Source organism: Novispirillum itersonii, assembly GCF_014205675.1.
GTDB lineage: Bacteria > Pseudomonadota > Alphaproteobacteria > Rhodospirillales > Rhodospirillaceae > Novispirillum > Novispirillum itersonii_A.
In genome coordinates, this window is record NZ_JACIIX010000010.1 from 90,430 (window position 1) to 116,249 (window position 25,820).

The window sequence follows — 25,820 nt, forward strand, 5'->3', positions numbered from 1 at the left end:
CTTCGGCAGGAGGGGAGGGGGGCTTCGGCCCCCCTCTTTTTTTGTTTGCAGCGGCTAGAAACCACAGTAGCTTCATGCGTGGTTGGTTAGATCCTCTCGCTGATAGGACCTTATAATGTTTCAGTCCCTGATTGCTCTTGATGCTACCCTGCACCGCTCTCTGGGCCTGTTGCCCGGCGCTGGATTTTCTTTCGCGAAGAACAGCACGACCGCGCCGATTGCTTTCAGCGAAATGGTTAACGCTGCCCGGATCTATCCGATTGTGTTCCCCCTTGCCTCTTATGCTCCGCAGGTGCTGCTGTCTCTGGACCATGGGACCAACCTGTTTGTGGCTGAAGATGGAAAATGGCTTGCTGACTATATTCCGGCACACTTCCGACGCTGGCCGTTTATGTTGCAGGGGCGGAATGAGAACGGTGAGGCCTCTGTTCTGTTTGAAGTGTCCGCGCCGACCCTGAAAGAAGGGGAGGGGACTCCCCTGTTTGAACCGGATGGTGAACCGAGCGCTGCGCTGAAGACGATTATTGAGTTTCTGGCGCATCTTGACGGTGCTGCGGTCTATACAGAATCACTTCTGTCCGCTTTGGAGCCGGTTCTGGTTGAGCAGGAGATCACCGTGCAGGAAAACGGTCAGCCGATCTCCAGTTTGCAGGGTTTCCGCGTTGTGGATGTTGAGAAGTTTTCGGCTCTTCCGCAGGAAACCTTCATGGAGTGGCGTGCGAATGGTCTGCTGCCGCTGGTCTATGCGCAGATTCTTTCCATGGGAAATGTTAACCGTCTGGCGACTCTGCAATCCGAACGCAACAAGCGTTGATCCAGCCCGCAGGAGTCGCCACGGTGAATGTTCTGTACGTCTGCACCCTGTCACAGCTGAACGGCACCCTCGCCGCCGCCGGGGCAAGTGTTCCGTTGCAACCGCCAACCCACTGGATGGGGGAACCGGTGATCGGGGCCTGGGCTGAAACCGGCGAGGGCGAGATTGCCATCAAATGGGGCCGGGTGCCCCGGCGGATTGCCGGTCGGCAAACGCTGATGGAGCAGTTTCAGCAGCAGATGGGGCCGGTCAGCTGACGATGCTTCGCCGGGGACTGGTGCAGATCAGGGCTGTGGCTTTTTGTGTTCTTGCGGTCTGCCCCACCCCGTCGGGTGCAGCCACGATGGGGGAGGGCGCGGTCAATCCGACCGCAGCCTTTGTCCGGGTTGAGGCCTATGGCTGGAGCCGCCAGACAGGTTCTGGCAATGCCGTTGCGTTTGGTCCGGACCGGTTGCTGACTGCCTGTCATGTCCTTGCCGGGGCGGAGAGCATCCGGGTGATCCGCGATGGAAAAGTCTGGCAGACCCAGCTGGTGGAGGCGGTTCCTTCTGCCGATCTCTGCCTGCTGGACCGTCCGCAGGATCTGGAAACGCAGCCGATCCTGATGATGGATCCCCCGGCGGACGGGCCCCTGTCGGCGGTGACCTTCTGGCCCGATCGCCCCGGACCATCGCTGGCCCGGGGCGAGGTTAGCGGGCTCGCCACCGTGCGGGATCAGTCCCTGATCCTCACCGATATCCCGATGCTGCCCGGCATGAGTGGCGGCGGCGTCTTCAATGCGCAAGGGGCTCTGGTCGGCATTGCCGTTGGCCGGTGGCATGCCCCGGTTTTTGGGATTGCCGTCGGGTTGGCCCCACTGCGGCACCGGCAGCCGATGACTGATCCCGCCGCCCTGTCGCCGCTTCCGGACTTCCTCGACGAACAGAAGACGTGGGCCGAGATGCTGCTGGTCGGTCTGGCCCGGTCCTTCGATACGGCGGCCACCCGGTCCGGAGTCTTCGATGGCTGGCATGTCAGCCGCCAGCAGGGGGGCTGTTTTGCCACCCTGCGCGATGCGGAACAGGCCGATCTGGGCGTCACTCTGGAAGTTTATGCCGGAAATCCGGTCCAGAAGAGCCCGCCGCGGGTTCATCTGGCTGTGGAGCAACAAGGGGTCCCCTTCGCCCTTGCAAGCCAGCCGCTTTCCTTTACAGTTCTTCCGTCTTTGCACGCGTTTTCGTTGCGGCCCGCCCGCCTGCTGCAAGGCAGGGAGGGTGTGGCGGAAAATCTGTGGTCAGTCCGGTGGGAACTGGATGACGCCACGGATTTTCTCCGGGCTCTGCCGGGGGTGGATGGGGTTATCCTCAGTTCCGGATCCCGGGATCTGGGGGCTTTGCCGGTCAGCAGTCCCGGCCTGTGGTCCGGCCTGCGCCAGACCTGCCTGTAAGGGCGGATGGACGGATAAGCGGTGTGGTGGTATATCAGAAGACTGTTCAGTCGGAGGTCGATGGTGCGTTCCTGGATTGTCGCTGGTGCTCTTCTCGCCGCTTGGGCTCTACCCGCTCAGGCTCAGACTGTTTCGACTCCGTCAAACCTGCGGGTGGCTGGCACCATCAAATCGTCAGCAACGGTGACGGTCGCCTCCGGCAACAGTGTCTATGCCGTCGTCAAGTCCAGCGGTGTCAGTGCCGGGACTGGCAGCGTCCTGAGTTCAGATGGCACCTATCTGATTGATATGTCCAAAGAACAGAGCTTCAACGGCACTGCGCTGCTGTTGCGGATCACGGTCGAGGGCAAGACCTATAAGCTGATGGAAACAGCCTCGACGGAAGCCGAGTTCACCTATAACGGTGGCTTCCCGTTTCCGGCCACCGTGGCCAAGGATCTGACCATCGGGGTACAGACTTCCTCCAGCGGCAGCGGTGGCAGCGGTGGCGGTGGCAGCAGTGGCGGCGGCTCCGGCGATTGTGCCGGGACCGTCAAGTTCGATGCCAACAAGGATGGTGTCTCCAATCAGGGGGATATTGACTATATCAAATCCCAGCTTGGGGCGAAAAACCCGGTGGCGGCGGCTGACATCAACGGCGATGGCCGGGTGACCACCATCGACGCCATCATCGCCATTAAGGCGTCCGCCGGGGCGATGCGGGGTCTGTCCGGTTGCCCGGCGAAGACAACGACTACCACCACCACCACCGGCACCTCGACGACCGGAACGTCCACCACCGGAACGTCCACCACCGGAACGTCCACCACCGGGACCTCGACAACCGGGACTTCAACCACCACCAATTAAGATTGTTCCTCCGCTCCGGGACAGCCAGACCACGCAATACAGCGCGATCAGCAGTCCCGGACCGAACGGCAGGCGGTTGCGCCAGCCTGTGGCCTGACCGGGGCGCAGGCGCGCCAGAATGGCACCGCCCAGCGTCGCCAGACAGGCCACCAGCAGCAGGGTGGGCACCTGTGTCCAGCCGACCCAGCAGCCAAGGGCGGCGAACAGTTTGACATCCCCGAACCCCAGACCGTCAAACCCCCGGATCAGGTGGTACAGCCTGCGCACGGTTTCCAGCAGCAGTCCGGCAAAGCAGGCCCCAAGAGTAGACTCGGTCAGCCCGGGAACTCCGGGGTGTCCGGCGAAGGTGGCGTTGACGGCCAGACCGGACAGGGCCAGCAGGGCCACCAGCCCGTCCGGCAGGATCAGGTATCGCATGTCGTACAGCAGCAGCAGCCATGCCAGCGGCCCGAGAATGGCCAGCGCCACGAGCCCGGCCGGATCGCCGCCGGTGGCGGCGGCGAAGATCCACAGGACGGGAACCCCGAGAAACCATTGCCGCCGCAGAGCCTGCCGCCCCGGCGACGGGTGCAGGCGGAAAAGCCCATAAAGCCCTGCCCGGACTTGTTTCACCTGCCGTCTCCGTGTAGTGTGCGTGTGCCTTGACAAGACAGAAAGACCAGCCCTGCCATGAGCCAACTGTTCGCAGACCATAGCGCTCCTGTTCTGCCCGTGACCATCAAAAACGCATCCGCCCGGCAGGGTGGACCGCGACAGGGTGGACCGCGCCGGAGCGGACTGTGGTATGGCTTTGTCTGTGCCGGTCTGGCGGTTGCGCTGTCCGCCTGTTCCTCGGCTCCGCCGCCGGTGACCTCTGCCCCCGGTAAGGACCAGCAAAAGGTCCAGTCCGCGCAGGACTGGGATGTGGTCGCGGGCAATGTGGAACGGGAAGTGGCCCTGTGGCTGCGCCTGTCCAACTGGGAAAACAATCCGCTGTCGGTGGACAGCGGCAATGACAGCGCCTTCTCCCGGGGCTTCAAAAGCCTGCTGACCGCCCGGTTCCTCAATGACGGCTTCACCGTCAGCACCGATCCGCAGTCGACGGTGCGGGTCCAGTATGACGTGCAGGTAATCACCGGCAAAGCCCGCCCGCAGACGGCCAAAGCTGATCCGGCGGACCTGCCGGATGGCGAGATCATCATCTCCGTCTCGATCCACAACGGCAACACCGTGGCCTTCAAAAAGAATTTCATCTTCTTTGTGAACGGCAAGGACGTTGATCAGTACAGTGGTGGCACCAGTGAGTCGATGTTCACCATCGTCGGCTCCGCCACCGATCCCAAGGCCAAGCCCACGGCATGGAAAGCGGCGGATCAGCGCTGTGCGCAGCGTGGGAACAACAAGGCGATGCTGCGGTCGGTCACCCCGCTTGACGCCACCCAGCAAGAGTTCCGCTTTGACTGCGTCGGCAGGTAAGCGCCAGCAGGGGTTTACCCTGCTGGAAATGGTGGTGGTGATGGCGATCATCGCCTTGGGGGCCGCCGCTGTGCTGCCCCGGCTGACCGTCCCATACCGTCCGGCCCAGCCGAACGAGGTCGCTTTTCTGGAAAAGCAGCATGCCCGCGCCATTGAAAGCGGGCAGGTGATCCGGGTGCTGATGCAGGGCCGGAGGCTGATCACCGAGCCCGGCCCCGATGTGCTGGAGCTGGCGGAAGACCGGGATTTGAGAATTGTGCGCCCGAAAAAATCAGAGTATCTAAACCAGCAGATGGTGACCACCTTCTATCCCGACGGGACCGGTCTGTGGTCGGAGTTTACGATTGTCCGCAAGGACCGCCTACAGGACACGGTGCTCTTTACGGTTCGGACGGATCCGTTGCACGGAGAAATCATCTATGTTGCGCCTTAATCTTTCCCTCCTGACCGCCCGCCTGCGCCGTCAGTCCTCCCGGCGTCGGCACCAGCGGGGGTTCACGCTGATCGAGCTGGTGGTGGTGATGGCGATCATCGCCATGCTGGCGGCTCTGGTCGGTCCGCAGCTGTTCAACCAGCTGGAAGGCTCGAAGGGCAAGTCGACCAAGGCGCAGATTGAGATGCTGTCGACGGCGCTGGATTCCTTCCGTCTTGATACCGGCCGTTACCCGACACAGGCCGAAGGGCTGGATGCGCTGGTGAAGAAGCCGGACTCGGTCAGCACCTGGGCCGGCCCGTATCTGCGCAAGAAGGACCTGCCGAAGGACGGCTGGAACAACCCGTACGTTTATGAGTTCCCGGCCAAGAAGGCCTCCGTCGGGTATGATCTCTATTCGCTGGGCGCGGACGGCAAACCCGGTGGCGAGGGCGATAATGCTGACATCGGCAATTGGTGAGGTGAAGCGCCTTTTCTCCAAAGGCGCCCCCCCCTCCGAGCTGTCTACTTCTGAACGGGCGCCCAGCGGTGGGCGCCTGTTTCAGGCTTTGCAGGCCAGCGGCCTGATTTCCTCCGACCTTCTGGTGCAGGCGACCACGCTGGCGGCCCGCACCGGCGGTGCTCTCGGGCAGACGCTGGTTGACATGGGGGCCCTGTCGGACGAGCACCTGTTTTCCGTTTATTCCACCATGACCGGGCTGGCGGTGTGGGATGGTAAAGGACAGGTGCTGGAACCGCCGCCGTTTGCCCCGGAATTCCTGCTGTTCAACCGTCTGCTGCCGATCGGCGGGCGGGAAAAACCGATTCTGGTGCTGTCCGACCCGGAAGACGACGGTCTTCTGCTGATGCTGCGCCAGTTGGCCCCGGACTATGAGCTGATGCTCTACCCCGAGGCGGAAATTGTCTTCCGCCTTGAGAACCATTTCCAGATGGGAGATGGAGAGGAAGAGAGCAAAACCTACGCTTCCACCGATATTGAACACCTGAAGGATCTGGCGCTGGAAGCGCCGATCATCCGTCAGGTCAACGACCTGATCGGGGCAGGGGTGAAGATGGGGGCCTCGGATATCCATCTGGAGCCGTCCCGCACCCGGGTTGACCTGCGCTACCGCGTGGATGGCGTGCTGCACAACCGCCCGGCCCCGACCATCGAAGAATATCCGGCGGTGGTGTCGCGTATCAAAATTCTGGCACAGGTCGATATCGCGGAACGCCGCTTGCCGCAGGACGGCCGCATTAAGCTGCGCACCAGCGGTAAGGACGTGGACATCCGTGTCAGCACCATCCCGACCCAGTTCGGGGAAGACGTTGCCCTGCGTCTGCTCGACCAGAAGAAGCAGGTGCTGGACCTCGATCAGCTGGGGATGGATCAGGACTTTATCAGCGGCTTCCGCAACTGCCTGCGGCACAGTCACGGTCTGATTCTGGTGACCGGCCCGACCGGCTCCGGGAAATCCACCTGTCTGTATTCCGGCCTGAAAGACATTATCAACGGCACCACCAAGATCATCACCGTTGAAGACCCGGTGGAATACGAAATCCCCGGCCTGACCCAGATTCAGGTGAATGCGGAAATCGGCATGACTTTCGCCGGGGCTCTGCGCTCGATCCTGCGTCATGACCCGGATGTGGTGTTCATCGGGGAAATCCGCGATCAGGAAACCGCTGACATCGCCGTGCAGTCGGCGCTGACCGGCCATCTGGTGCTGTCCACCATCCATACCAACAGCGCCGTCGGGGCGATCAGCCGTCTGCTGAACATGGGCATCCCCGACTATATGATCTCCAGCAGCCTGCTGGCGGTCACCGGGCAGCGCCTGCTGCGCCGCCTGTGTCCGCACTGCCGCCGCCCCACCACCATGGATCCCAGTCTGGCCGACCGCTACGGCGTGCCGCGCGATGCGGTGATCCACGAGGCGGTCGGCTGTCCGGAATGCGGTGAGATCGGTTACCGTGGCCGTCTGCCGATCACCGAACTGCTGGTGGTGACGCCGGAGCTGCGCCACGCCATCCTGACCAACCCGACCGCCGACAGTTTGCAGTCGGAAGCGATGAAGCAGGGCTTCCAGACGATGATTGCCACCGGGATGAAGGCGGTTCTGGCCGGGCATACCACGGTTGAAGAAGTCCTGCGGGTGGCCCGCTGATGCCGCAGTACCGCTTCACCGCCGTTGGCCGCGATGGCAAGCATCAGGAAGGACGCGAGTCGGCGGACAGCCGCGCCGCCCTTGAGCAGAAGCTGAAGGCCCGCCGCCTGATCCTGCTGGAGTGCAAGGAGGTGGCGGTCCGCAAGATCGCCTCCAGCGTCACCGTCGGCTTTATTGCCCAGCTGTCGGAGCTGATCGCCAACGGCGTGGTGCTGGACCGGTCCCTCCAGATCATTGCTGAAAATGCTGAAGACAAAAAGGTGGCGGATCTGGCGGTGACCCTGCGGCAGGGCGTCAAGCGCGGCCTGTCGCTGTCGCAGGCCTTGGCGGAGGCCGGGCAGTTTGATCCGCTGCTGATCCCGCTGCTGCGGGCGGGCGAGGTTTCCGGCCAGATGGACGTGATCCTTGATAACCTACAGGAACATTATAAGCGCAAACAGAAACTGTCGCGGGATATCGTCGCCAGCCTGACCTATCCGGTGATTCTGGTGATTGCCTGTCTTGCCTCGATCGGTGCTCTCGGGATTTACGTGATCCCGGTGTTCCGCACCCTGTTTGAAGACCGGATGGAGGTCCTGCCCGCCACCACCCGCGGCATCTTCTGGTTCAGCGATATGCTTCTGCGTTACGGTGGCATGATCACTGTGGCGGTTGCGCTGGTGGTCGGGCTGCTGGTCTTTCTGTGGAAGCGCAGCGTGCCGTTTCAGGTTTCCGTGGACCGGATGGCCTTGAATCTGCCGAGTATCGGTCCGTTTCTCGGCAAGTTGCAGGCGGCGAATATTCTGACCGTTCTGGGGGTTCTGCTCAGCAACGGGGTGTCTCTGGCTCCGGCGATGGAACTGACCATCGGCGTTGCCCGGAACCGGATTGTCCGCAGCGGGCTGGAACGGGCGCTGAACGACGTGCGGCGCGGCAAACGCTTCACGGCGTCGCTGGAGCCGGTGGTCGGTTTCCCGCGCTCGGCTTTGCAGATGGTGTCCGTCGGTGAGGAAACCGGCAATCTGGCACAGATCTGTTCCCGCACCGCCTATTCCCTTCAGGAAGAAGTACAGGGCCGCCTGAAGGTGATGGTGTCGCTGCTGGAGCCGGTAATGATCCTGTTCATGGGCGGGACCGTCGGCTTTGTCGTCGTATCGATGCTGCTGGCGGTGTACTCGATGTCGGATCTGGGCTGATGCGGACGGGCGGCTGGTGGAAACCGCTCGCCGGATGCCTGTGTCTGGCCCTGATCAGTCTGGCAGCCTCTGCGGCGCAGGCCAGTTCCCTGCCGCCGGAAATCGCCTGCCAGACCGCGATTGCTGAGGCCGAAGCCAAAACCACGATCCCGGACCGTCTGGTCCGCTCCATCGCCCGGGTGGAGAGTGGCCGTCCCGGAGTGGCACCGTCCTGGCCGTGGACGGTGAATGCGGAAAGCCGCAGCTATTATCTGGACAGCAAGGATGAGGCGGTCCGCCTCGTGCAGGGGTTGCAGGCGCGGGGAGTGCGCAGCATCGATGTCGGCTGCATGCAGGTCAACCTGATGTACCACCCCGATGCTTTCGCCAGCGTCAGCGATGCCTTTGATCCGGAAAAGAATGTGGCCTATGCCATCCGCTTTCTGCGGTTCCTGCGGCAGGATACCGGCAGCTGGGAAGGGGCGGTCGGGCGGTATCATTCTGCCGATCCGGATCTGGGAAATGCGTACCGGGCCCGCGTTTACGCCGCCGGGGGGCCGGAATTGACCTATGGCCTGTCCAATGCCTCCGGGCTGGTGCTGACCATCAGCGAGGCCCGGCAGGGGGAAGCCTTCCGGCAGGCGCTGTTCCGCCAGAAAGAGTCGATCGCCCGCAAGGAAACCGGCATGGGTGCCCGCCCGCAGCGGATTGTGATCCTCGGGCGCCCGTAAGCTGGGGGGCTTATCCGCCCCAGCTGCTGCTGCCCCCACCGAAACCGCTGCGGCTGATCACGGTGGTGCGTTCCGCCTTGGGGGGCGGAGAGGCCGACCGCGACGTTCCCGACCACGACTGTGAATCATATTTCTTGCCGCTGGCACCCGACGGCGACGGTGAGGCCGGATAGGGACGCCAGCTTTTGTCCGGGCTGCGGTAGACCGGGCGGCCATAGCGGCGGTCGGTCAGGCCATCAATCACCTGCGACACCACATAGCCGGTCAGGAACGGCGTCCAGAACGAGGTGCCGTTGTGGGTGACGGTCTGGCAGGCATTGGCCCCAAGCGCGGATTCACAGTCGGTCTGCGACAGGAACTTCGGCAGGGACTCCTTGGCGGCATCAAAGGCCTTGGTGCACTGTTCGACGGTGTTGCCGGGAACGGCGACACACTCCTGCACCGTGGCATAGACCTTGTCCTGCGGGGTCAGGTCCGGCACCAGCCCCAGCGTGGTTTCGCAGTAGGAGGCGGTGTATTTTCCACCGTCAACACAGGCCTGAAAAGAGGCGTATTCGCCGTCTCCGGCGTCGGCGCTGCCATCGGCGGGCGGGTCGTCATTACAGGCGGCCAGCGTGAAGGAGCCGGTGGCCATGAGTGTCAGCGCAAGGGCGCGGGACCGTTTCATTGTGTACCAGCCCCCGGTCAATAGGTCATGCAGGCGGCATTGAGAATGCCGACGGCGACAGAGACGAAGGCCAGCTTCAGGGCCGGGGCCAGTTCGTTGGCGGTGATGCTGGCCGACAGGCCCGGATAAAACAGCCGCACGGCGAAGAACACCAGAAGCTGGACCGTTCCGGCAATCACCGACCACACCGCCATATCCACCAGACTGACCGAATGGGCGATCACGCTGGCCAGCGGCAGCACAAAGCCGATCAGTGCCCCGCCGTAGGTGACGGCGGCGGCGGCCTTATTGGCCTTGATCAGCGCCACTTCGTCATAGGGGGTGACCCGGGTGTAAATCCACTGGAAGACGAACAGCAGAACCGCCGCCGTGGCAAAATAGGCGGCGAAGGACAGCAGGTTTTGCAGCGGAAAGGCCTCGGGAGAGAAGAGCATCGACGTCGGTCCGGTTGTGGAACAGAGGAGGCAGGACAGAATCCCGCCCCCGTTGTCCCATCATGCGGGGGCAGGATCAACCCTTTGTCACCGCCGGAGCAGGCCCGGCGGTCAGGCTGTTTACACCTTCAGGTGGCTGGGTTCCAGCGCGATCCCGGCCATCAGCTCCACGCTGGTGTCGCTGCCGTGGCGTTCCAGAATTGCCAGCAGCAGGTCGTGGTCTCCGCCGTCGAGAGTCCGCTGATAGAGCATGCAGGTCTGTTCAATCCGGCGCGGGGCCGTGGTCTGGGTGCGGTCGTCGTAGACGTCTTCGGTCAGCACCACCGGGTCCTGCGCGGCATCGCTGCCATCAAACCACAGGCGGCGGAAGGTCAGCCCCTCAGGCAGGGTCAGCACCGGCTGGCGCAGCCGGTCGTGCCACAGGCGCAGGCCGGACTCATCGCCCGGGTAGTCACTGCGGTACGGTACAAACAGCGTCACGTCGCGGATGGCATCGTCGCCATCCCAGCGGGCGCAGACGAACTGAAGCATCACGTTGTCATCGGTATACATCCGGTGTACCCACTGCCCGTCCTCCAGCTGGCTCATCCCCTGTGCGGTGAACAGCAGGGTCGGCGATGGCAGGGAGAACAGGCTGGCACTGTCGCGCAGGCGCAGCATCAGCGGGTCAATTTCCGCGCCGCGCCCGATGGTCAGGTTCAGCAGTTCGGGCACCACCGGCTTGGGCGGGTCCGGCGTGAACAGGGACTTCAGGGACTTAAACATCGGCGGCTCCCGGAACGCTGGGGATCATTGAATGAAGTGGGGGACAAAACGGCTGAGGTCCCGGGTGATGGCACTGCTGTCCTCGCGCAGGCCGATACCACAGGCGGTATCCCCGATCACCCACGATCCCACCACCATGTGCTGTCCGGCGATGCAGGGCAAGGGGGCATAGGCCTGCCCGATCCAGCCTTCGGCACCATAGGGGCCATCGGCCTCTTCCCGCACCGTTCCGGCGGCGGTCAGCAGGGTGACGTTGGCCCCTTCGCGGGAGAACAGCGGTTTGCGGACCCATCCGGCGGAGAGATCCGCCCCGTCAGGCGGGCCGTCTTCGGCAAACCATGCGGGCAGCAGGTTGGGGTGGCCGGGAAACATCTGCCACAGTACCGGCAGCAGCCCCTTGTTGGACAGGATCGCCTTCCACGGCGGTTCCAGAAAGCGGGTCGGGCTGGTCAGAAGATGCTCGGCGAAGGGGTCGCGCAGCATCATTTCCCACGGATACAGCTTGAACAGCTGCTGGATCAGCACCGAATCCGCATCGGCAAAGCGTCCGGCGGCGTCAACGCCGATGTCCTGCATCGCCACATAGACCGGATGGCGTCCGGCCTGCCGGGCACAGTCTTCCAGATACAGCACGGTGCCACGGTCTTCGTCCGATCCGCTGACGCTGGCGAAATGGGTCAGGGCGTCCGGGGGGAGGATGTCCGCCAGCCGGGCGATCAGCTGATCCTGCACCGCGTTGAACTGGTCAGCCCCCGGCGGCAGGATCCTCTGTTCCATCGCCTGTTCCAGCCAGACCCACTGGAAGAAAGCGGTCTCATACAGGCTGGTCGGGGTATCGGCGTTATATTCCAGCATCTTCGCCGGTCCGCTGCCGTCATAGGCCAGATCGAACCGCCCGTACAGCGACGGGTCCCGCCGTGCCCACGAGGCGGCAATCCAGTCCCAGAACCGTTCCGGGATCGCCAGACGGCGCAGCAGGGTCTCATCCCCGATCACCCGGTCCACCGCCGCCAGCGTCATCTGGTGCAGGGCGGCGGTGGGGTCCTCCAGATCGCGTTCGATCTCGGTCAGGCTGAAGCGCCAGGCGACGGTCTCATCCCAGTACGGCGCGCCATACATGGTGTGAAAGCCGAAGCCCAGCCGTTCGGCTAAGGCCTGCCAGTCAGGCCGGGCCGGAAGGGACAGGCGCTCCATGACCGGGAAATCAGGACTTGGACTTGAAACGGGCCATAATCTCGTCGGTGCGGTTGGCCCCGCTGTCGCCGATGCCGAGGGCGGCAAGGCGCTGGTCCAGATCGGCCCCGGTCTTCTGCTGGTCCAGCTCTTCGGCGGCGGAGAAACGGGCTTCCTGCTCGGCCTGACGGGCCTTCAGCCGTTCCAGCGAGGCGGTGGCATCGCCGAGGGCGGTGTTGACGCCGGAATGCTTGGCGGCAACGGCGGCCTGCGCCTTCTGCACCGCTTCGGTGGCGCGCACGGTGTCAATCTCCCGCTTCAGGGTGGTGATCCGCCCTTCGGTCTGGGTGATGGTGGCGCGCATTTTGGTTTCGGCGGTGCGGTAGGCGTCGGCGCTGGTGGTGGCGGCGGTCAGTTCCTGCTCCAGCGCGGCGATGCGTTCCGCCACTTCACGGGCCAGATCTTCCTGTCCCAGCGACAGGGCCTTGCCGCCCTTGGTTTCGTACCCGGCGATCTGCTCTTTCAGCTCGGTGATTTTGCGGTCCTGTAGGGCGCGCTTGGCCATCAGGGCGGCCAGTTCGTCCCGCGCCTTCGACAGGGCGGTTTCGGCGTCGCGGATTTCCTGATCGAGGATGCGCAGGGCCTGACTGTCGGCAATGCTTTCGGCGACTTCGGTGACGGCGCCCTTGCCAAGGCTGAACAGTTTGCGGAACAGGCTCATGATCGGTGTGTCCTGAAAACGGAAGAAGGGGCAGGAGGCAGAGGCGGGGGCGGTCAGGCCGCCAGCGCATCGGCCCGGGCGGCGGCGACATCGAGGGCGTTTTCCGCCAGCGTCACCAGTTCCACCACAATGTCCTGTAGGGTGGCGTGGGCGCTCAGCGCGCCGAACAGTTCGTAATAGTCGGTGCCGTCAATGGTGACGATCCCGAAGGTCGACAGCGGCATCAGCTTGTGACTGCGCAGGGCAAAATCGTTGAAGGCGGCGGCGTCGGCTTCGCTGGTCACCGGCCACAGCAGGGTGGAGGCGAGAATCTGCATGCCGTTGACGCTGACATAGACCGGCAGATCGCCGAAGTCGTTCATCTCGACGCAGAGAATCGGATCCAGCCCCGGCGTCAGCGACAGGGTCATGGCGGCCACCTCGGGCGCCTCAGAGGCTTCCAGCGCCTGTTTCAGGCTCTGCACCGTCCACGGCGCTTCGTTCACCATTGTCATCGCATTCTCCAGAGACGGATGGGGGGTCGTGGTGATCACGGCCCGGTGCCGGAGCGCCTGCTCCAGCTTTTTTGCTTCCGGTTTCAGGTCGGTGGGCACCCACAGCTCCACCTTCACCAGTCCCTGCGCCACCAGCGCCTCGCGCCAGCGTTTGGCGGCGTCACGCACGTCCTGCGCCCGGGAGGACCGGGGCGGGATCATGGTGGCTCCGGCAGCGGACCGGGGTTTGACGCCGGTTCGCGGAACGGACGTCAGGGCAGCTTTCGCCGGGGGTCTGGCTGCGGGCTTCCGGGGCGGATCATCTCGCGTCGGGGCCATGGTCGGGTGTTCTCCTGAACGGGCAGTCTGCCCGAAGAAGCGAAGCGGTCATCAGGCCGGGCGGTGGCGGGAAGGCCGCCGCCGCGGTCACACTGATACTATGGGGAGGGGCGGGCATCCCTGCAAGAGGTGTTTCGCGAATATGCGACATCCCCGGAATTGCTGCCCCGGACGGTTATCTGTCCGTAATCTTACGGACAGAGTGATACAAAGACCGGCGAAGCCCGTAAAGATGGCAAAGCGCCCCGTGTTTCTGCGGTGGCCGGGAAAGGGAACTGCGGTGATGGAGCAGGGCGGACTGTTGTATCAGGGGGCGGTGGTGCACCGCCGTGACGGGGCGGTCCACCACCGCCTGCGCTACCGGGTGTTCTGGCTGCTGACTGACCTGACGGCCCTGCCGGAGCTGCGCCGCCGGGGCCGCTGGCACGGTCTGCCGCTGCTGGGGGTTGACGGGCCGGGGCTGCTGTCGTTCCGGCAGGCCGATCACGGAGACGGGCGGCGGAGCGGGCTGATCGACTGGGTGCGGGATCGCCTGCACGATCAGGGTCTGGCCGATGCCGCTGCCGGGCCGGTGCATCTTCTGGCCATGCCCCGGGTGCTGGGGGGAGTGTTCAATCCGCTGTCGGTGTATTTCTGCCACCGGGCCGACGGCACGCTGGGGGCGGTGCTGTATCAGGTCAACAACACCTTCGGCGACCGTCACAGCTATGTGGTGCCGGTCAGCCGGGAGGATGCGGCGTACCGGGTGGTGCGGTCGTGGGCGGATAAGACCTTTCATGTCTCGCCGTTTCTGCCACTGACCGGCGGCTACCGCTTCCGGACCCAGCCGCCGGGGGCGTGGGTGGCCGGGGACCAGATCAGTGTCGGCATCCGGCTGGACGGGCCGGACCATGGCCTGACCGCCGCCCTGACCGCCACGGCACAGCCGGTGACCGCCGCAACCATTCTGCGGCTGTGGCTGCGCCACCCGCTGCTGTGGCTGATGGTGCTGGGGGGAATCCACTGGGAAGCCCTGCGGCTGTGGCGCAAGGGAGCCCCGTTCTTCCGCCGCACGCCACCACCGGACCACCCGGCCAGCGCCGGACGGCCGCTGGTCTGACGGAGGCGGGGGCAGGGACGGGCTCAGGCCTGCGCCGGAACCGGAGCGGCCAGAGGTAGGCAGACCCTGAACACGGTGCCAGTCCCGGAGGCCGGATTTTCAAGGCTGATGTCGCCGTCGTGGGCCCCGATGATCTGGCGGGCCAGATACAGGCCGAGACCGGCACCGGGCGTGCGTTCGGTCCGGGTGGAGCGGAAGAACTTCTCGAAGATCCGCTCCCGTTCCTCCGGGGTGATCCCGATGCCGCTGTCGCTGACCCGCAGGGTCAGGATGTCATCGCGTTCCACCGCCGCTTCCAGCCGGATCGGGGCGGGGGCGGGGGAATATTTGACGGCGTTCTCAACAAGATTGGAGAACACCACCGATAACAGGGTGGCATCCCCGGTGATCACCGGCCCGTCCGGGCAACGGGACTCTTCCGCCAGTGCCGACAGATCAAGATCCAGAACCCGGTCGGGGTGCAGCGCCCGCACCTCTTCTGCCAGCCGTTGGAGCAGCGGCACGATTTCCACGCGGTCGCTCCGCCGGGCCTGCGTGGCACTTTCCAGCCATTCATGGGCAAGGCAGGTGTCAATCAGGCCCTGCATGCGCAGGACAGCGCGGTTGATCCGGGTCAGGCGGGATTCCTCCTCGGGATGGAGGGCGGCCAGACTGTCGGCGGAGCTGCTGATGATGCTGAGCGGGGTGCGGAACTCATGCGATACCATCGCCAGAAAATTCCGCTGTTCGCTCATGGCGCGCTTCTGCACGTCCAGTGCTGTTTCGGCATCGTCGCGGGCCTGTTCCAGTGCCTGTTCCAGCTGTTTGCGGGCGGTGATGTCGTTGGCACAGGCCATGATGCAGTCCTGCCCGTGGAAGGGCAGGCGGACGGCTGACACCAGCAGCACCAGCGTGGTGCCCTGTGCGTCGCGGGCCAGCATCTCCTGATCCAGCACCAGCCCGCGCTCAGTCACTTCCGCCACAAAGGAGCGGGCGGCGGCGGGGTGCTGATGGAAGGCCTCCACCGGCCGGTCGAGCAGCTCTGCCGGTCCGGCCCGGAACAGGGCGGCGGCAAGGCGGTTGATATAAAGGATGGTGCCGCGCGGCGGATGCAGGATCAGCACCGGAAAGGGGGCGGCTTCGATCAGGCGGCGGAACTGGGCCTCGCTGTCGGACAGGCGCTGCTGGATCATCTGCCGTTCCTCGATCTCGCTTTCCAGATCGCGGGTGCGGCGGGCCAGATTGTCGGCCAGTTGCTCGGTGGTCATCAGCACCGGGCCGGCCGCCATGGCGAAGCAGAACAGCACGCTCCACATCAGCACCGCGCCGACCCCGTTCTGGAGGCCGGAGGTATCGGCCATGGCCGGGTCACTGATCAGCAGCACGGTGCGGCCGAACATCATCACCCCGTTCAGCAGCCAGATCATGCAGGTGAAGCGGCGGCCGAACTCGCCGGGGCGGTGGCGGCCCCGCAGCAGGGTCAGCCCGGTGCTGACCGACAGGGTGCCGAGGGCGACCGACAGAACGATGCCCCGGGCCTGCGCCGGTTCAAACACCGGCACCAGCAGCGGTGACAGCAGCGACAGGACCAGCGCCGCCAGCGGCAGCCACGGTTCAACCCGGTAGCCGGAGAACTGACGCATCCCGTTATAGAACAGGCTGTAGGAAACGATCACCGCCAGCCCGCCCAGATGGGCAAACCAGTCCGCCGGAACGGCGCTGCGGCCCAGCATCAGCAGCAGGCTGACCGCCGCCGCCGCCGCCCCGCTGACCCACCAGCCCGGCCCCCGGAATGAACGATAGCGTACATACAGGATCACCATCACCGCCAGCGCCAGCGTGAGGGTCATCGCCTGTACCAGCAGGAGAGTCCTGATATCCACTGCCATGCCCTGTCTGTGGTCTGCCCTGTTGCTCCCGGCCATGCCGCTGCTGCGGTCTGTCTGGCCGGTCCGACCGGTCCGTCGTCCCTCCGTCACTCCGCTGCCCCGGTGTGTCGGCTGGTCCGCTGGTCCGTCCGTCGGATGGTCCTACCTCTTATACTGTTGTGGTACTTATCATGGTTCTGTGGTCTTGAGAACGCTGCGCGTGATGCGGGAAGGACGGGTCCTGTTCCGCAACAGACCGCCTTTATGCGGAAAGATCCGTCCTGCGGGTGCCTGCGGTTAAATGTCGCTGGACGGATTGCCGCTGACGGGCTATGCCTCATCCATTGTCCGCACCTGATCCTGACGGGGGCGGGAGCCCTTATTGCTTGATGGAGATGCTCCATGTCTGAGACCGTCGTTTATGTGGTGCTGGGTCAGGCCCGCCCGGAAGATGCCGCTGAAGATGCCGCCCCGGTGAACGTCAGTGTCATGCTGACCGCTGAAGATGCCGATGCCGCCGTTGACGCCGCCTATGATGCGCTGGAAGAAGACGGTTTCGACGATATCCAGCTCGATCAGGTCGGTGAAATCGACGAAGTGCCGGACAACGAACTGAAGGCCCCGTATGAGGCCGCCGTTGCCGGTGAAATCGCCATCATCGAATACACCGAGTAAGATCCCCCGGCGGTGGCCGGAGTGGAGTCTGCTGTTTTTGCGGGCGGATCGGGCAACCGGTCCGCCCGTGGTGTTTCCGGGCGGGGGTTTCCGCTTTTTTAGCATTGTATCCAATATACAGTATTCTTGCCCGTGGACGACGGCCCGGTTTGGCGCTACAAACGCTGAACCGGCGAATCCTGCCGGATGATCTTCCAGCCGGGAGTGAACTGCCGTGCCGCCGGGACTGCCCACAGACCTGATCCTGTCCGACCGACAGCCGTTGCGGTTTGAGACGGTGGAGATGCACACCGGCGGCGAGCCGGTGCGGATTGTCACCGCCGGATATCCGGAGATCCCCGGCGACACCCTTCTGGCCAAGCGCCGCCATGTGCAGACCCATCTGGATGCTTACCGCCGCTTCCTGATGCTGGAGCCGCGTGGCCATGCCGACATGTACGGGGTGATTCCGGTGCGGCCGGATCTGCCGGGGGCCGATCTGGCGGTGCTGTTCATGCACAATGAAGGCTATTCCACCATGTGCGGCCACGCCACGCTGGCGGTGGCGCGCTGGGCGGTGGACACCGGACAGGTGAGGCGGCGGGAGGGGGTGACCCGGGTTGGCCTGCAATGTCCCTGCGGTCTGGTCGAGGTGTCGGTGGCGGTGGAGAATGGCCGCGCCGGGGCGGCGTGGTTTGACAGTGTGCCCGCCTTTGCCGCTGCGTTGGATGTGGGGGTGGAGGTGCCGGGCTACGGCGCGGTGACGCTGGATATCGGCTATGGCGGAGCGTTCTACGCCATCCTCCCGGCGCAACGGCTGGGCCTGACCATGGACTCCCCCGTTGCCGCCCTGACCGACGCTGCGTGGGCGGTGGCGGAGGCCGCCCGGGCGCAGGTGTCGCTGGCCTATCCCGATGCGTCGCACCCGGACAGCGGCGATCTGGCCTTCCTTTACGGCACCATTCTGACCGACGGGGCCGATGCGTGGTCGGAGGAGCCGACCCGCAATATCTGTATTTTTGCCGAACGGCAGGTGGACCGCAGCCCGACCGGCTCCGGTGTCACCGCCCGCCTGGCCCTTCAGCAGGCGCGGGGGCAGATTGCGGCCGGACAGGTGCGGCGCTTCCGCAGCATCACGGGGTCTGAGTTTACCGGCAGTGTGGTCGGCACATCGTGGCTGGGCGGGGTTCCGGCGGTGACGGCCCGGGTCGGTGGCAAGGGCCATTATGCCGGGCGCTGCGAGTTTCTTCTGGAAGCGGACGATGATCTGGGGGGCGGGTTCCGGGTGCTGTAACCGCCGGGGCTGTCTATCATCTGTATGGAGGGGTGAGTATGTCTGTGCAGCAGTCTGATATACAAAAGCAAGCCTATGTCATTGGCGGCGGCGTGGTCGGAGTTTCCACCGGGATTGCCCTGCGGCGGGCGGGCTATGCGGTGACGTTGCTGGAACGCGGCGAGCCGGGGCGCGAAGCGTCCTTCGGCAATGCCGGGGTCATCGCCGTCACCGAAATCGCGCCGATGTCGGCCCCCGGCATCATCTGGAGCGTGCCGAAGTGGCTGCTGGATCCGCTGGGGCCACTGGCGCTGCGCCCGGCCCATGTTCCGGCGCTGATCCCATGGCTGTGGAAATTCTGGCGGGCCGGAACCCCGGCCGGGGTGGAGCAGGCGGCCAAGGCGCTGGCGTGGCTGATGGACGGGGCCTGGCAGGCGTGGCCGGAGCTGCTGCGCGACGCCGGGATGACCGCCGAGGTCACCGAGGCCGGAGCCCTCACGGTCTATGAAACCGATGCGGCGTTCCATGCCGATGCCCACGAATGGGCGCTGAAGCGCCGCCATGGGATCGAGTCTCAGGCCCTGTCCGCCGGGGAACTGGTGGAGATGGAGCCGGATCTGGCCGGGGCGGTGCAGCGCGGGGTGCTGCGCCATGGCGTGTACTGCCCGAAGACCGCCCATGTCAGTGATCCGTGGCGGATCGTCTCCGGTCTGACCGCCCACTTCCGGGCGCTGGGCGGGGTGATTGAGCATGCGGTGGTGACCGGCCTCAGCCGGGGGCCTGCCGACCGCTGCCTGATCCATCTGGGCGACGGGCGGACGCTGGACGGGGACACTGTCGCCCTGACCGCCGGGCCGTGGTCGCCGAAGCTGCTGAAGCCGCTGGGAATCCGGGCACTGGTGGAAAGTGAGCGCGGCTATAACACCACCCTGCCCAACTCCGGGGTCAGCCTGAAGCGGCCCGTCACCTCAGCGGAGGGGAAGTTTGTGCTGTCGCCGCTGGCGATCGGCCTGCGCATCGGCGGGGCGGCGGAATTCGCCGGTCTGGAAGCCGACGCCAATTACAAGCGGTCGGATGCCCTGCTGACCATTGCCCGCCGCTATCTGCCGGATATGAATGCCGAGGGCGGCACCCAGTGGATGGGGCAACGTCCGTCCACGCCGGATTCGCTGCCGGTGATCGGCCGGGCTCCCGGCCTGTCCAACCTGCTGCTGGGCTTCGGCCATGGCCACCTCGGCCTGACCGGGGCGGCGGTGACCGGCAAACTGCTGGCCGGGCTGGCGCAGGGGCAGACCCCGGTGCCGCAGCTGTCCGCCTTCGCGGTGGAGCGCTTCTGAGCGTCTGCCCCTTCCCCCCCCCCCCCCCTGATTTTCTGCCCTGACTTCTGACACAGGACACCTGAACTGATGGCCAAGCATTCCTTCTTCTGCATTGATGCCCACACCTGCGGCAACCCGGTGCGTCTGGTGGCGGGCGGCGGTCCGCAGCTGGACGGTGCCACCATGATGGAGCGCCGCGCCCATTTTCTGGCGGAGTATGACTGGATCCGCACCGGCCTGATGTTTGAGCCGCGCGGCCACGATGCCATGTCCGGCTCGATCCTCTATCCGCCGACCCGCCCGGACTGCGACGTGGCGATCCTGTTCATCGAAACCTCCGGCTGCCTGCCGATGTGCGGCCACGGCACCATCGGCACGGTGACGGTGATGATTGAACACGGGCTGGTCCGCCCGAAGGTGCCGGGTCTGCTGAAGCTGGATACCCCCGCCGGTCTGGTCGAGGCCCGCTATGAGATGCAGGGCGACAAGGTGACGCATGTGCGGATCCGCAACGTTGCCTCCTACCTGCATGCCACCGACCTGTCGGTGGAGGTGCCGGGGCTGGGCGAGCTGCGCTTTGATGTCGCCTATGGCGGTAACTTCTATGCCATCGTCGAATCCCAGCCGAACTTCCGGGATATGGAAGACCTGTCGACCGGTGACATCCAGCGCCTCAGCCCGCTGATCCGCCGTCTGGTCAACGAGAAGTACGAAATCGTCCACCGCGACAACCCGGCCATCAAGGGCCTGAGCCATGTGCAGTGGACCGGCAAGCCGCGCCACCGGCAGGCCCATGCCCGCAACGCCGTGTTCTATGGTGACCGGGGCATTGACCGCTCCCCCTGTGGCACCGGCACCTCGGCCCGGATGGCCCAGCTGGCAGCCCGCGGCGATCTGAAGGAAGGGCAGGATTTTGTCCATGAAAGCATCATCGGCAGCCTGTTCCATGGCCGGGTGGAAGCGCTGACCACCGTCGGCGGGGCTCCGGGGATTATCCCCAGCATTCAGGGCGAGGCCTGGGTCACCGGGCTGAACACCATCTTCCTGTATGACGAAGAGCCCTACACCAAGGGCTTCCTGCTGCCGTAACGGGGGCGGTGCAGGCGTTTGTATGGACAAATGATATACAAAAGCCTGCATTCTGATATCACCCCGACAGCGCCGGGGCGACGGGCTTCTGCTATGACGGCCAGATGGTATTGTTATTTCAGATCTGCCCGTCCCTGCGTTTATTTTATACCACCACATCTTTCTGACGTTTCAGGATCACAGGACAACAGCCGCCATGACCGACAAGCTTAATCTGATCGCCGGGGACTGGGTTGCCGGGGACAACGGCACCACCGCCAACATCAACCCGTCGGATGTGACGGATACCGTCGGTCACTATGCCTCCGGCAGCAAGGCGCAGGCCGAGGCGGCGATTGAAGCGGCGGCGCAGGCCTTCCGTCTGTGGTCGCGCACCACGCCGCAGGTCCGCCACGACGTGCTGGAACGGGTCGGGCAGGAACTGACCGAGCGCCGCGAGGAAATCGGCACCCTGCTGGCCCGCGAAGAAGGCAAGACCAAGGCCGAAGGCATTGGCGAAACCCTGCGCGCCGCCCAGATTTTCAAGTTCTTCGCCGGGGAAACCCTGCGCAATGCCGGGGATCTGCTGGATTCCGTCCGTCCGGGCGTTGAAACCACCGTCACCCGCGAGCCGCTGGGCGTGATCGGCCTGATCACCCCGTGGAACTTCCCGATCGCCATTCCGGCGTGGAAGATTGCCCCGGCGCTGGCTTACGGCAATACCGTGGTGCTGAAGCCCGCCGATCTGGTGCCGGGCTCGGCCTGGGCGCTGGCGGAGATCATCGACCGCGCCCTGAAGGCGGTCGGTGCCCCGGCCGGGGTGTTCAATCTGGTGATGGGGCCGGGCTCGGTGGTCGGGCAGGCGATTCTGGAAAACCGCAAGGTGGCGGCGGTGTCCTTCACCGGCTCGGTCGGCACCGGTGCCCGCGTGGCGCAGGCCTGCGTGACCCGTGGTGCCCGCTTCCAGCTGGAAATGGGCGGCAAGAACCCGATGGTGGTGCTGGATGATGCCGACCTGACCACGGCGGTGGAAGCCTGCGTCAACGGTGCCTTCTTCTCCACCGGGCAGCGTTGCACCGCATCCTCGCGCCTGATCGTCTCCGCCGGGATCCATGACCGCTTCGTCGAAGCGGTGGTGAAGCGTCTGGAAGGGGTCCGCGTCGGCCATGCGCTGGCGGCGGACACCCACATCGGACCGGTGGTCGATGCCCGCCAGCTGGCGCAGGACGAAGAATACGTTGCTATCGGCAAGGCTGAAGGGGCGGAACTGGCCTTCGGCGGCAAGCGTCTGACCCGCGACACCGACGGTTTCTATCTGGAACCGGCGCTGTTCATCGGGGCCACCAACCAGATGCGGATCAGCCGCGAGGAAATCTTCGGGCCGGTTGCCAGCGTCATCAAGGTTGCCGATTACGACGAAGCGCTGGCGGTTGCCAACGACACCGAATTCGGTCTGTCGGCAGGCATCTGCACCTCTTCGCTGAAGGCGGCGCAGCACTTCAAGCGCAATGCCGAAGCCGGGATGGTGATGGTCAACCTGCCGACCGCCGGGGTCGATTACCACGTGCCGTTCGGGGGCCGGAAGGGCTCCAGCTACGGCCCGCGCGAACAGGGCCGCTATGCGGTGGAATTCTACACCACCGTCAAGACCACCTACACCGCCGGGTAAGGGCGGTTTCCAAGACGGAACCGACGGGAGCAGGGCTGATGTCCTGCTCCCGTTTTTTTTGGTGATTTCCTGTAGCTTTGTCTTTTCTTCCAGTGAGGGGTGCAGAAAGGAAGACAAAACCTGAGGGCGTATAGTCTTGAGGGGAGAAGGGGATTCGTTCGCCGGAGGCCTCTGGAACGATGTTCGGTCTGTTGTCGACAAGAAAAATACTGTATCCAATATACATGAAATCGAATCAACAACTCCGCCGGGCTTGTCTCTCTCTGGTTCCAATCACCGGTGGATAACAGGAGGCTACATAATGAAAAAAACGCTGGCCGCAGCCCTTGCTGCCTTTGTTCTCGGCCTGTCGCAGGCACAGGCCGCCGATCCGGTTGTGACATGGCGTATGCCCGCGGCCGTTCCGGAAGGATCGTTCTTTTACAACAACTTCATGCAGCGCTTCGCTGACAACGCCGACCGCCTGACCGGCGGACGGGTCAAGATCCAGCCGTTTGGTGCCGGGGTGGTGGTGCCCGCCTTCAAGGTGTACGAGGCGGTGCAGGACGGTGTGGTGGAAGCCGGGCATTCCACTCCGTCCTTTCTGGTGAATGCCGATCCGACCAACGCGGTCTTTGCCAGCTTTCCGGGTGGTATGGGGCCGGAAGGGACCCTGACCTGGCTGTATGAAGGAGATGGCGAAAAGCTGCTTCAGGCGTTCCGCAAGGAAAAGATGGGCCTGCACAGCATGGTGGTCGGGGTCGGTACGTCCGAGATTTTTGCCCATTCCAACAAGCCGATCCGGTCGGTTGACGATCTGAAGGGGCTGAAATATCGCACCTCCGGCGCATGGGCGTCGGTGCTGAAGGACAGCTTCGGCGCGGTGCCGACCGTGGTTCCGCCGGGTGAGATTTACACCCTGTTGCAGCGTAAGGGCGTTGATGCGGTGGAATGGGCCACTCCGTCGGCCAACATGAGCGAGGGCTTCCACGAAGTGGCGCCCTACCTGATCCTGCCGGGGGTGCACCAGCCGAGCTTCGTGTGGGAAGTGGTGGTCAAGCAGGACACCTGGGACAAGGTGCCGGATGACCTGAAAGGCCTGATCACCGCCGCTGCCAAGCTGACCACCTATGAAAGCCTGACTCACTTTGCCCGCGAGGACGTGAAGGCAATGGAGGCCTACCGCAAGACCAAGGTGGAAATCATCACCCTCGACGACAAGACGGTCGGCTCGCTGCGGGCCGCTGGCCGCCAGTGGGCGCTGGAAACCGCGAACAAGCGCAAGGCTGAGGGCGATGCCACCATGTCGAAGGTTCTGGATTCCTACCTTGGCTACCAGACCGAGCTGACCGCCAATTCGTCCTACCTCGTCCGCGACGGGAAGTAAGCAGAACCGGGCCGGGCCTGCCTGACCGGGCAGGCCCGCCATACCCAACGGGAGACCGGGGATGAAGGCTTTACTGCGGGGGTGCGACGCCCTTGCCGAGGGTTTGGGATGGGTGGCACGCATCGTCACCATCGTGCTGATTGCATCGATGCTGTACGAAGTGGTGGCCCGCTACGTGTTCAATGCCCCGACCCTGTGGGCGTTTGATATTTCCTACATGCTCAATGGATCGCTGTTCCTGCTGGGGGCGGCTTATGCCCTGAAGCATGACGCCCATGTGCGGATTGACTTCCTGTCACAGAAGTTTCCGCTGCGGGTGCAGCAGCTGATCAATGCCGGGATCTACCTTGTGGTTCTGACCCCGCTGGTCGGTGCGTTTTCATGGATTGCCACCGGCAAGGCCACCCGGGCCTATCTGACCGGCGCTGTGGAGGAAGTCAGCCCGTGGGCGCCGCTGATGTGGCCGTTTTACGGGGCGCTGGCGCTGGGGTTGTGGGCGATGACCCTACAGCTGGTGGCAGAGGGGGTTAAATTTGCCGTGGGCCAGACCCGTCCCGGCGCGCAGCCGGAGTCTGTCGGGCTGGGAGGTGAGGCATGAATCCGGTTGTTGCCATCGGTATGTTTCCGGCGCTGTTTGCGCTGGTGTTTCTTGGGATTCCGGTATCCCTGTCTCTGCTGATCGTTGCCGCCGGGGCCGGAGCACTGGTTTTCGGGTCCTCGGTGCTGTTGCAGCTGTATGGCCCGATCCTCTCGACCTCGTCCAACTTCGTGCTGGCATCGATTCCCCTGTTCGTCTTCATGGGGGCGGTGCTGGAACGGTCCGGGATCGCCGCCCGCCTGTTTCAGGCCCTGCAACTGTGGATGGGGCGTCTGCCCGGCGGGCTGGCGATTGCCACCATTGCCATGTGCAGTGTGTTTGCCGCCGCCTCCGGCGTGGTCGGGGCGGTGGAGGTGGTGGTGGGCATGATGGCGTTACCGGCGATGGGCAAATACGCCTATGACCGGGGCCTGATGGCCGGAACCATCTGTGCCGGTGGGTCGCTGGGCACGGTGATCCCACCGTCGGTGGTGGTGGTGGTCTATGCCTCTATCGCCCAGATGTCGATCGGGCAACTGTTTGCGGCCAGCATCATCCCCGGCCTGCTGATGGTGCTGTTCTTCCTTGGGTACATCCTGATCCGGGCCCTGTTGCGGCCATCGGATGCGCCACGGGTCCCGGTGGAGGATATCACCCTGCCCTTGCCGGAAAAGCTGATGATCACGCTGAAGGCTCTGGTGCCACCGGTGCTGTTGATCGTTGCGGTTCTGGGCTCGTTGCTCGGTGGCATTGCCTCGCCGACCGAAGCGGCGGCAGTCGGGGCTTTCGGGGCGCTGGCGCTGGCGGTGTTCTTCCGCGAGCTGTCGGTGCAGGCCCTGAAGGAATCGCTGGCGGTGACGGTACGGATTACGGCGATGATCATGATGATCGTGGTCGGCGGTACCATGTTCACCAGTATCTTCGCGGTGTCCGGCGGCGGTATGCTGGTCGGGTCTCTGGCGAAGGGGCTGGGGCTGGGGCCTTATGGGCTGATCGCCCTGTTCCTGTTTATCGTCTTCATTGCCGGGTTTGTGCTCGACTGGATTTCCATCGTGCTGATCTGCGTGCCGATCTTTGCCCCGGCGGTAAAGGCGGCGGGGATTGACCCGCTGTGGTTTGCGATGATGGTTCTGGTGGTGATCCAGACGTCTTACCTGACTCCACCGATGGCACCGTCGATCTTCTACCTGAAGTCGATTGCTCCGGCTGATCTGACCTATGGTCATATGTACCGTGGGGTGATTCCCTTCGTGCTGATGCAGTTGCTGGTGCTGGTGGTCCTGCTGGTGCTGCCGGAAGCGGCCACCTGGCTGCCCAGCCTGATGGTTGGGCTGTAACCGGCTTTCATCGGGCCGCAGGTCGGAGAC

Annotated in this window: 27 protein-coding genes; 19 read left to right on the plus strand and 8 right to left on the minus strand. The window is 64.4% G+C overall.

Features of this window, described 5'->3' with window-relative positions:
• Nucleotides 1–115 precede the first annotated feature (115 nt).
• The 4 genes from FHS48_RS13405 to FHS48_RS13420 all read left to right on the plus strand — a co-directional run bounded on the left by FHS48_RS13405 (nt 116) and on the right by FHS48_RS13420 (nt 3,089).
• Nucleotides 116–814 (plus strand): SapC family protein, encoded by a 699-nt coding sequence (locus FHS48_RS13405; protein ID WP_184264081.1) that lies wholly within the window; start codon nt 116–118, stop codon nt 812–814.
• A gap of 23 nt (nt 815–837) precedes the next feature.
• Nucleotides 838–1,071 carry a hypothetical protein gene (locus FHS48_RS13410; protein WP_184264082.1) on the plus strand — a complete coding sequence of 78 codons (234 nt, stop codon included), beginning with the start codon at nt 838–840 and terminating at the stop codon, nt 1,069–1,071.
• Between the two features lie 86 nt (nt 1,072–1,157).
• Nucleotides 1,158–2,240 carry a S1 family peptidase gene (locus FHS48_RS13415; RefSeq protein ID WP_184264083.1) on the plus strand — a complete coding sequence of 361 codons (1,083 nt, stop codon included), beginning with the start codon at nt 1,158–1,160 and terminating at the stop codon, nt 2,238–2,240.
• 60 nt (nt 2,241–2,300) lie between these two features.
• Nucleotides 2,301–3,089: a dockerin type I domain-containing protein gene (locus FHS48_RS13420; RefSeq protein ID WP_184264179.1), complete on the plus strand. Its 789-nt coding sequence runs from the start codon at nt 2,301–2,303 to the stop codon at nt 3,087–3,089.
• Here the strand turns inward: FHS48_RS13420 and FHS48_RS13425 are convergent.
• Nucleotides 3,072–3,701, minus strand: a complete 630-nt coding sequence (locus FHS48_RS13425) for a prepilin peptidase (RefSeq protein WP_184264084.1) — start codon at nt 3,699–3,701, stop codon at nt 3,072–3,074. The genes FHS48_RS13420 and FHS48_RS13425 overlap by 18 nt on opposite strands.
• A gap of 57 nt (nt 3,702–3,758) precedes the next feature.
• Here FHS48_RS13425 and FHS48_RS13430 point away from each other — a divergent pair, with 57 nt between their 5' ends.
• Genes FHS48_RS13430 through FHS48_RS13455 form a run of 6 tightly spaced genes read left to right on the plus strand, consistent with a single transcriptional unit; the run spans nt 3,759 to nt 9,009 of the window.
• Complete coding sequence (locus FHS48_RS13430; RefSeq protein WP_184264085.1) at nt 3,759–4,544, plus strand: hypothetical protein; 786 nt, start codon at nt 3,759–3,761, stop codon at nt 4,542–4,544.
• On the plus strand, nt 4,525–4,977 hold the full coding sequence (locus FHS48_RS13435) for a type II secretion system protein (RefSeq protein WP_221443510.1): 453 nt from the start codon (nt 4,525–4,527) through the stop codon (nt 4,975–4,977). The genes FHS48_RS13430 and FHS48_RS13435 overlap by 20 nt, the downstream gene beginning before the upstream one ends.
• Nucleotides 4,964–5,437, plus strand: coding sequence for a type II secretion system major pseudopilin GspG (gene gspG, locus FHS48_RS13440; RefSeq protein ID WP_184264086.1), 474 nt, complete (start codon nt 4,964–4,966; stop codon nt 5,435–5,437). The genes FHS48_RS13435 and gspG overlap by 14 nt, the downstream gene beginning before the upstream one ends.
• The gene (locus FHS48_RS13445; protein ID WP_184264087.1) at nt 5,415–7,124 is read left to right on the plus strand and encodes a GspE/PulE family protein; all 1,710 of its coding nucleotides are present in this window, start codon (nt 5,415–5,417) and stop codon (nt 7,122–7,124) included. The genes gspG and FHS48_RS13445 overlap by 23 nt, the downstream gene beginning before the upstream one ends.
• A complete protein-coding gene (locus FHS48_RS13450; RefSeq protein WP_184264088.1) occupies nt 7,124–8,299 on the plus strand; it encodes a type II secretion system F family protein in 1,176 nt (391 codons plus the stop codon). Before FHS48_RS13445 ends, FHS48_RS13450 begins: the two co-directional genes overlap by 1 nt.
• The gene (locus FHS48_RS13455; protein ID WP_184264089.1) at nt 8,299–9,009 is read left to right on the plus strand and encodes a lytic transglycosylase domain-containing protein; all 711 of its coding nucleotides are present in this window, start codon (nt 8,299–8,301) and stop codon (nt 9,007–9,009) included. The genes FHS48_RS13450 and FHS48_RS13455 overlap by 1 nt, the downstream gene beginning before the upstream one ends.
• A gap of 10 nt (nt 9,010–9,019) precedes the next feature.
• Here FHS48_RS13455 and FHS48_RS13460 read toward each other — a convergent pair whose 3' ends face one another.
• The 6 genes from FHS48_RS13460 to FHS48_RS13485 form a co-directional block, all read right to left on the minus strand.
• Nucleotides 9,020–9,676 carry a DUF1190 domain-containing protein gene (locus FHS48_RS13460; RefSeq protein WP_184264090.1) on the minus strand — a complete coding sequence of 219 codons (657 nt, stop codon included), beginning with the start codon at nt 9,674–9,676 and terminating at the stop codon, nt 9,020–9,022.
• A 17-nt stretch (nt 9,677–9,693) separates the two neighbouring features.
• On the minus strand, nt 9,694–10,110 hold the full coding sequence (locus FHS48_RS13465) for a DUF350 domain-containing protein (protein ID WP_184264091.1): 417 nt from the start codon (nt 10,108–10,110) through the stop codon (nt 9,694–9,696).
• 120 nt (nt 10,111–10,230) lie between these two features.
• Complete coding sequence (locus FHS48_RS13470) at nt 10,231–10,875, minus strand: DUF2491 family protein (protein ID WP_184264092.1); 645 nt, start codon at nt 10,873–10,875, stop codon at nt 10,231–10,233.
• 24 nt (nt 10,876–10,899) lie between these two features.
• Nucleotides 10,900–12,069: a glutathionylspermidine synthase family protein gene (locus FHS48_RS13475; RefSeq protein WP_184264093.1), complete on the minus strand. Its 1,170-nt coding sequence runs from the start codon at nt 12,067–12,069 to the stop codon at nt 10,900–10,902.
• A 10-nt stretch (nt 12,070–12,079) separates the two neighbouring features.
• Nucleotides 12,080–12,769, minus strand: a complete 690-nt coding sequence (locus FHS48_RS13480; protein ID WP_184264094.1) for a PspA/IM30 family protein — start codon at nt 12,767–12,769, stop codon at nt 12,080–12,082.
• A 53-nt stretch (nt 12,770–12,822) separates the two neighbouring features.
• Nucleotides 12,823–13,464: a YjfI family protein gene (locus FHS48_RS13485; protein ID WP_184264095.1), complete on the minus strand. Its 642-nt coding sequence runs from the start codon at nt 13,462–13,464 to the stop codon at nt 12,823–12,825.
• Nucleotides 13,465–13,813: 349 nt separating this feature from the next.
• Here FHS48_RS13485 and FHS48_RS13490 point away from each other — a divergent pair, with 349 nt between their 5' ends.
• Nucleotides 13,814–14,680, plus strand: coding sequence for a DUF1365 domain-containing protein (locus FHS48_RS13490; RefSeq protein WP_184264096.1), 867 nt, complete (start codon nt 13,814–13,816; stop codon nt 14,678–14,680).
• A gap of 23 nt (nt 14,681–14,703) precedes the next feature.
• Here FHS48_RS13490 and FHS48_RS13495 read toward each other — a convergent pair whose 3' ends face one another.
• Nucleotides 14,704–16,548 carry a PAS domain-containing sensor histidine kinase gene (locus FHS48_RS13495; protein ID WP_184264097.1) on the minus strand — a complete coding sequence of 615 codons (1,845 nt, stop codon included), beginning with the start codon at nt 16,546–16,548 and terminating at the stop codon, nt 14,704–14,706.
• Nucleotides 16,549–16,929: 381 nt separating this feature from the next.
• Here FHS48_RS13495 and FHS48_RS13500 point away from each other — a divergent pair, with 381 nt between their 5' ends.
• The 8 genes from FHS48_RS13500 to FHS48_RS13535 all read left to right on the plus strand — a co-directional run bounded on the left by FHS48_RS13500 (nt 16,930) and on the right by FHS48_RS13535 (nt 25,790).
• On the plus strand, nt 16,930–17,202 hold the full coding sequence (locus FHS48_RS13500; RefSeq protein WP_184264098.1) for a transcriptional regulator: 273 nt from the start codon (nt 16,930–16,932) through the stop codon (nt 17,200–17,202).
• Nucleotides 17,203–17,416: 214 nt separating this feature from the next.
• Nucleotides 17,417–18,475, plus strand: coding sequence for a proline racemase family protein (locus FHS48_RS13505; protein ID WP_311769141.1), 1,059 nt, complete (start codon nt 17,417–17,419; stop codon nt 18,473–18,475).
• Between the two features lie 38 nt (nt 18,476–18,513).
• Complete coding sequence (locus tag FHS48_RS13510) at nt 18,514–19,791, plus strand: NAD(P)/FAD-dependent oxidoreductase (RefSeq protein ID WP_221443511.1); 1,278 nt, start codon at nt 18,514–18,516, stop codon at nt 19,789–19,791.
• A 69-nt stretch (nt 19,792–19,860) separates the two neighbouring features.
• Nucleotides 19,861–20,862, plus strand: a complete 1,002-nt coding sequence (locus FHS48_RS13515) for a 4-hydroxyproline epimerase (RefSeq protein ID WP_184264100.1) — start codon at nt 19,861–19,863, stop codon at nt 20,860–20,862.
• A gap of 196 nt (nt 20,863–21,058) precedes the next feature.
• Complete coding sequence (locus FHS48_RS13520) at nt 21,059–22,510, plus strand: aldehyde dehydrogenase family protein (RefSeq protein WP_184264101.1); 1,452 nt, start codon at nt 21,059–21,061, stop codon at nt 22,508–22,510.
• 301 nt (nt 22,511–22,811) lie between these two features.
• Complete coding sequence (dctP, locus tag FHS48_RS13525; protein ID WP_184264102.1) at nt 22,812–23,876, plus strand: TRAP transporter substrate-binding protein DctP; 1,065 nt, start codon at nt 22,812–22,814, stop codon at nt 23,874–23,876.
• 61 nt (nt 23,877–23,937) lie between these two features.
• Nucleotides 23,938–24,474: a TRAP transporter small permease subunit gene (locus tag FHS48_RS13530; RefSeq protein ID WP_184264103.1), complete on the plus strand. Its 537-nt coding sequence runs from the start codon at nt 23,938–23,940 to the stop codon at nt 24,472–24,474.
• On the plus strand, nt 24,471–25,790 hold the full coding sequence (locus FHS48_RS13535) for a TRAP transporter large permease (protein ID WP_184264104.1): 1,320 nt from the start codon (nt 24,471–24,473) through the stop codon (nt 25,788–25,790). The genes FHS48_RS13530 and FHS48_RS13535 overlap by 4 nt, the downstream gene beginning before the upstream one ends.
• Nucleotides 25,791–25,820 lie beyond the last annotated feature (30 nt).

Excerpts from the sequence above, each read along its gene's own strand:
- FHS48_RS13405 (WP_184264081.1), top strand. The coding sequence starts at position 116 with ATGTTTCAGTCCCTGATTGCTCTTGATGCTACCCTGCACCGCTCTCTG.
- FHS48_RS13415 (WP_184264083.1), top strand. The coding sequence starts at position 1,158 with ATGGGGGAGGGCGCGGTCAATCCGACCGCAGCCTTTGTCCGGGTTGAG.
- FHS48_RS13420 (WP_184264179.1), top strand. The coding sequence starts at position 2,301 with ATGGTGCGTTCCTGGATTGTCGCTGGTGCTCTTCTCGCCGCTTGGGCT.
- FHS48_RS13430 (WP_184264085.1), top strand. The coding sequence starts at position 3,759 with ATGAGCCAACTGTTCGCAGACCATAGCGCTCCTGTTCTGCCCGTGACC.
- gspG (WP_184264086.1), top strand. The coding sequence starts at position 4,964 with ATGTTGCGCCTTAATCTTTCCCTCCTGACCGCCCGCCTGCGCCGTCAG.
- FHS48_RS13445 (WP_184264087.1), top strand. The coding sequence starts at position 5,415 with ATGCTGACATCGGCAATTGGTGAGGTGAAGCGCCTTTTCTCCAAAGGC.
- FHS48_RS13450 (WP_184264088.1), top strand. The coding sequence starts at position 7,124 with ATGCCGCAGTACCGCTTCACCGCCGTTGGCCGCGATGGCAAGCATCAG.
- FHS48_RS13455 (WP_184264089.1), top strand. The coding sequence starts at position 8,299 with ATGCGGACGGGCGGCTGGTGGAAACCGCTCGCCGGATGCCTGTGTCTG.
- FHS48_RS13460 (WP_184264090.1), bottom strand. The coding sequence starts at position 9,676 with ATGAAACGGTCCCGCGCCCTTGCGCTGACACTCATGGCCACCGGCTCC.
- FHS48_RS13465 (WP_184264091.1), bottom strand. The coding sequence starts at position 10,110 with ATGCTCTTCTCTCCCGAGGCCTTTCCGCTGCAAAACCTGCTGTCCTTC.
- FHS48_RS13470 (WP_184264092.1), bottom strand. The coding sequence starts at position 10,875 with ATGTTTAAGTCCCTGAAGTCCCTGTTCACGCCGGACCCGCCCAAGCCG.
- FHS48_RS13475 (WP_184264093.1), bottom strand. The coding sequence starts at position 12,069 with ATGGAGCGCCTGTCCCTTCCGGCCCGGCCTGACTGGCAGGCCTTAGCC.
- FHS48_RS13480 (WP_184264094.1), bottom strand. The coding sequence starts at position 12,769 with ATGAGCCTGTTCCGCAAACTGTTCAGCCTTGGCAAGGGCGCCGTCACC.
- FHS48_RS13485 (WP_184264095.1), bottom strand. The coding sequence starts at position 13,464 with ATGATCCCGCCCCGGTCCTCCCGGGCGCAGGACGTGCGTGACGCCGCC.
- FHS48_RS13490 (WP_184264096.1), top strand. The coding sequence starts at position 13,814 with ATGGCAAAGCGCCCCGTGTTTCTGCGGTGGCCGGGAAAGGGAACTGCG.
- FHS48_RS13495 (WP_184264097.1), bottom strand. The coding sequence starts at position 16,548 with ATGGCAGTGGATATCAGGACTCTCCTGCTGGTACAGGCGATGACCCTC.
- FHS48_RS13500 (WP_184264098.1), top strand. The coding sequence starts at position 16,930 with ATGTCTGAGACCGTCGTTTATGTGGTGCTGGGTCAGGCCCGCCCGGAA.
- FHS48_RS13510 (WP_221443511.1), top strand. The coding sequence starts at position 18,514 with ATGTCTGTGCAGCAGTCTGATATACAAAAGCAAGCCTATGTCATTGGC.
- FHS48_RS13515 (WP_184264100.1), top strand. The coding sequence starts at position 19,861 with ATGGCCAAGCATTCCTTCTTCTGCATTGATGCCCACACCTGCGGCAAC.
- FHS48_RS13520 (WP_184264101.1), top strand. The coding sequence starts at position 21,059 with ATGACCGACAAGCTTAATCTGATCGCCGGGGACTGGGTTGCCGGGGAC.
- dctP (WP_184264102.1), top strand. The coding sequence starts at position 22,812 with ATGAAAAAAACGCTGGCCGCAGCCCTTGCTGCCTTTGTTCTCGGCCTG.
- FHS48_RS13530 (WP_184264103.1), top strand. The coding sequence starts at position 23,938 with ATGAAGGCTTTACTGCGGGGGTGCGACGCCCTTGCCGAGGGTTTGGGA.
- FHS48_RS13535 (WP_184264104.1), top strand. The coding sequence starts at position 24,471 with ATGAATCCGGTTGTTGCCATCGGTATGTTTCCGGCGCTGTTTGCGCTG.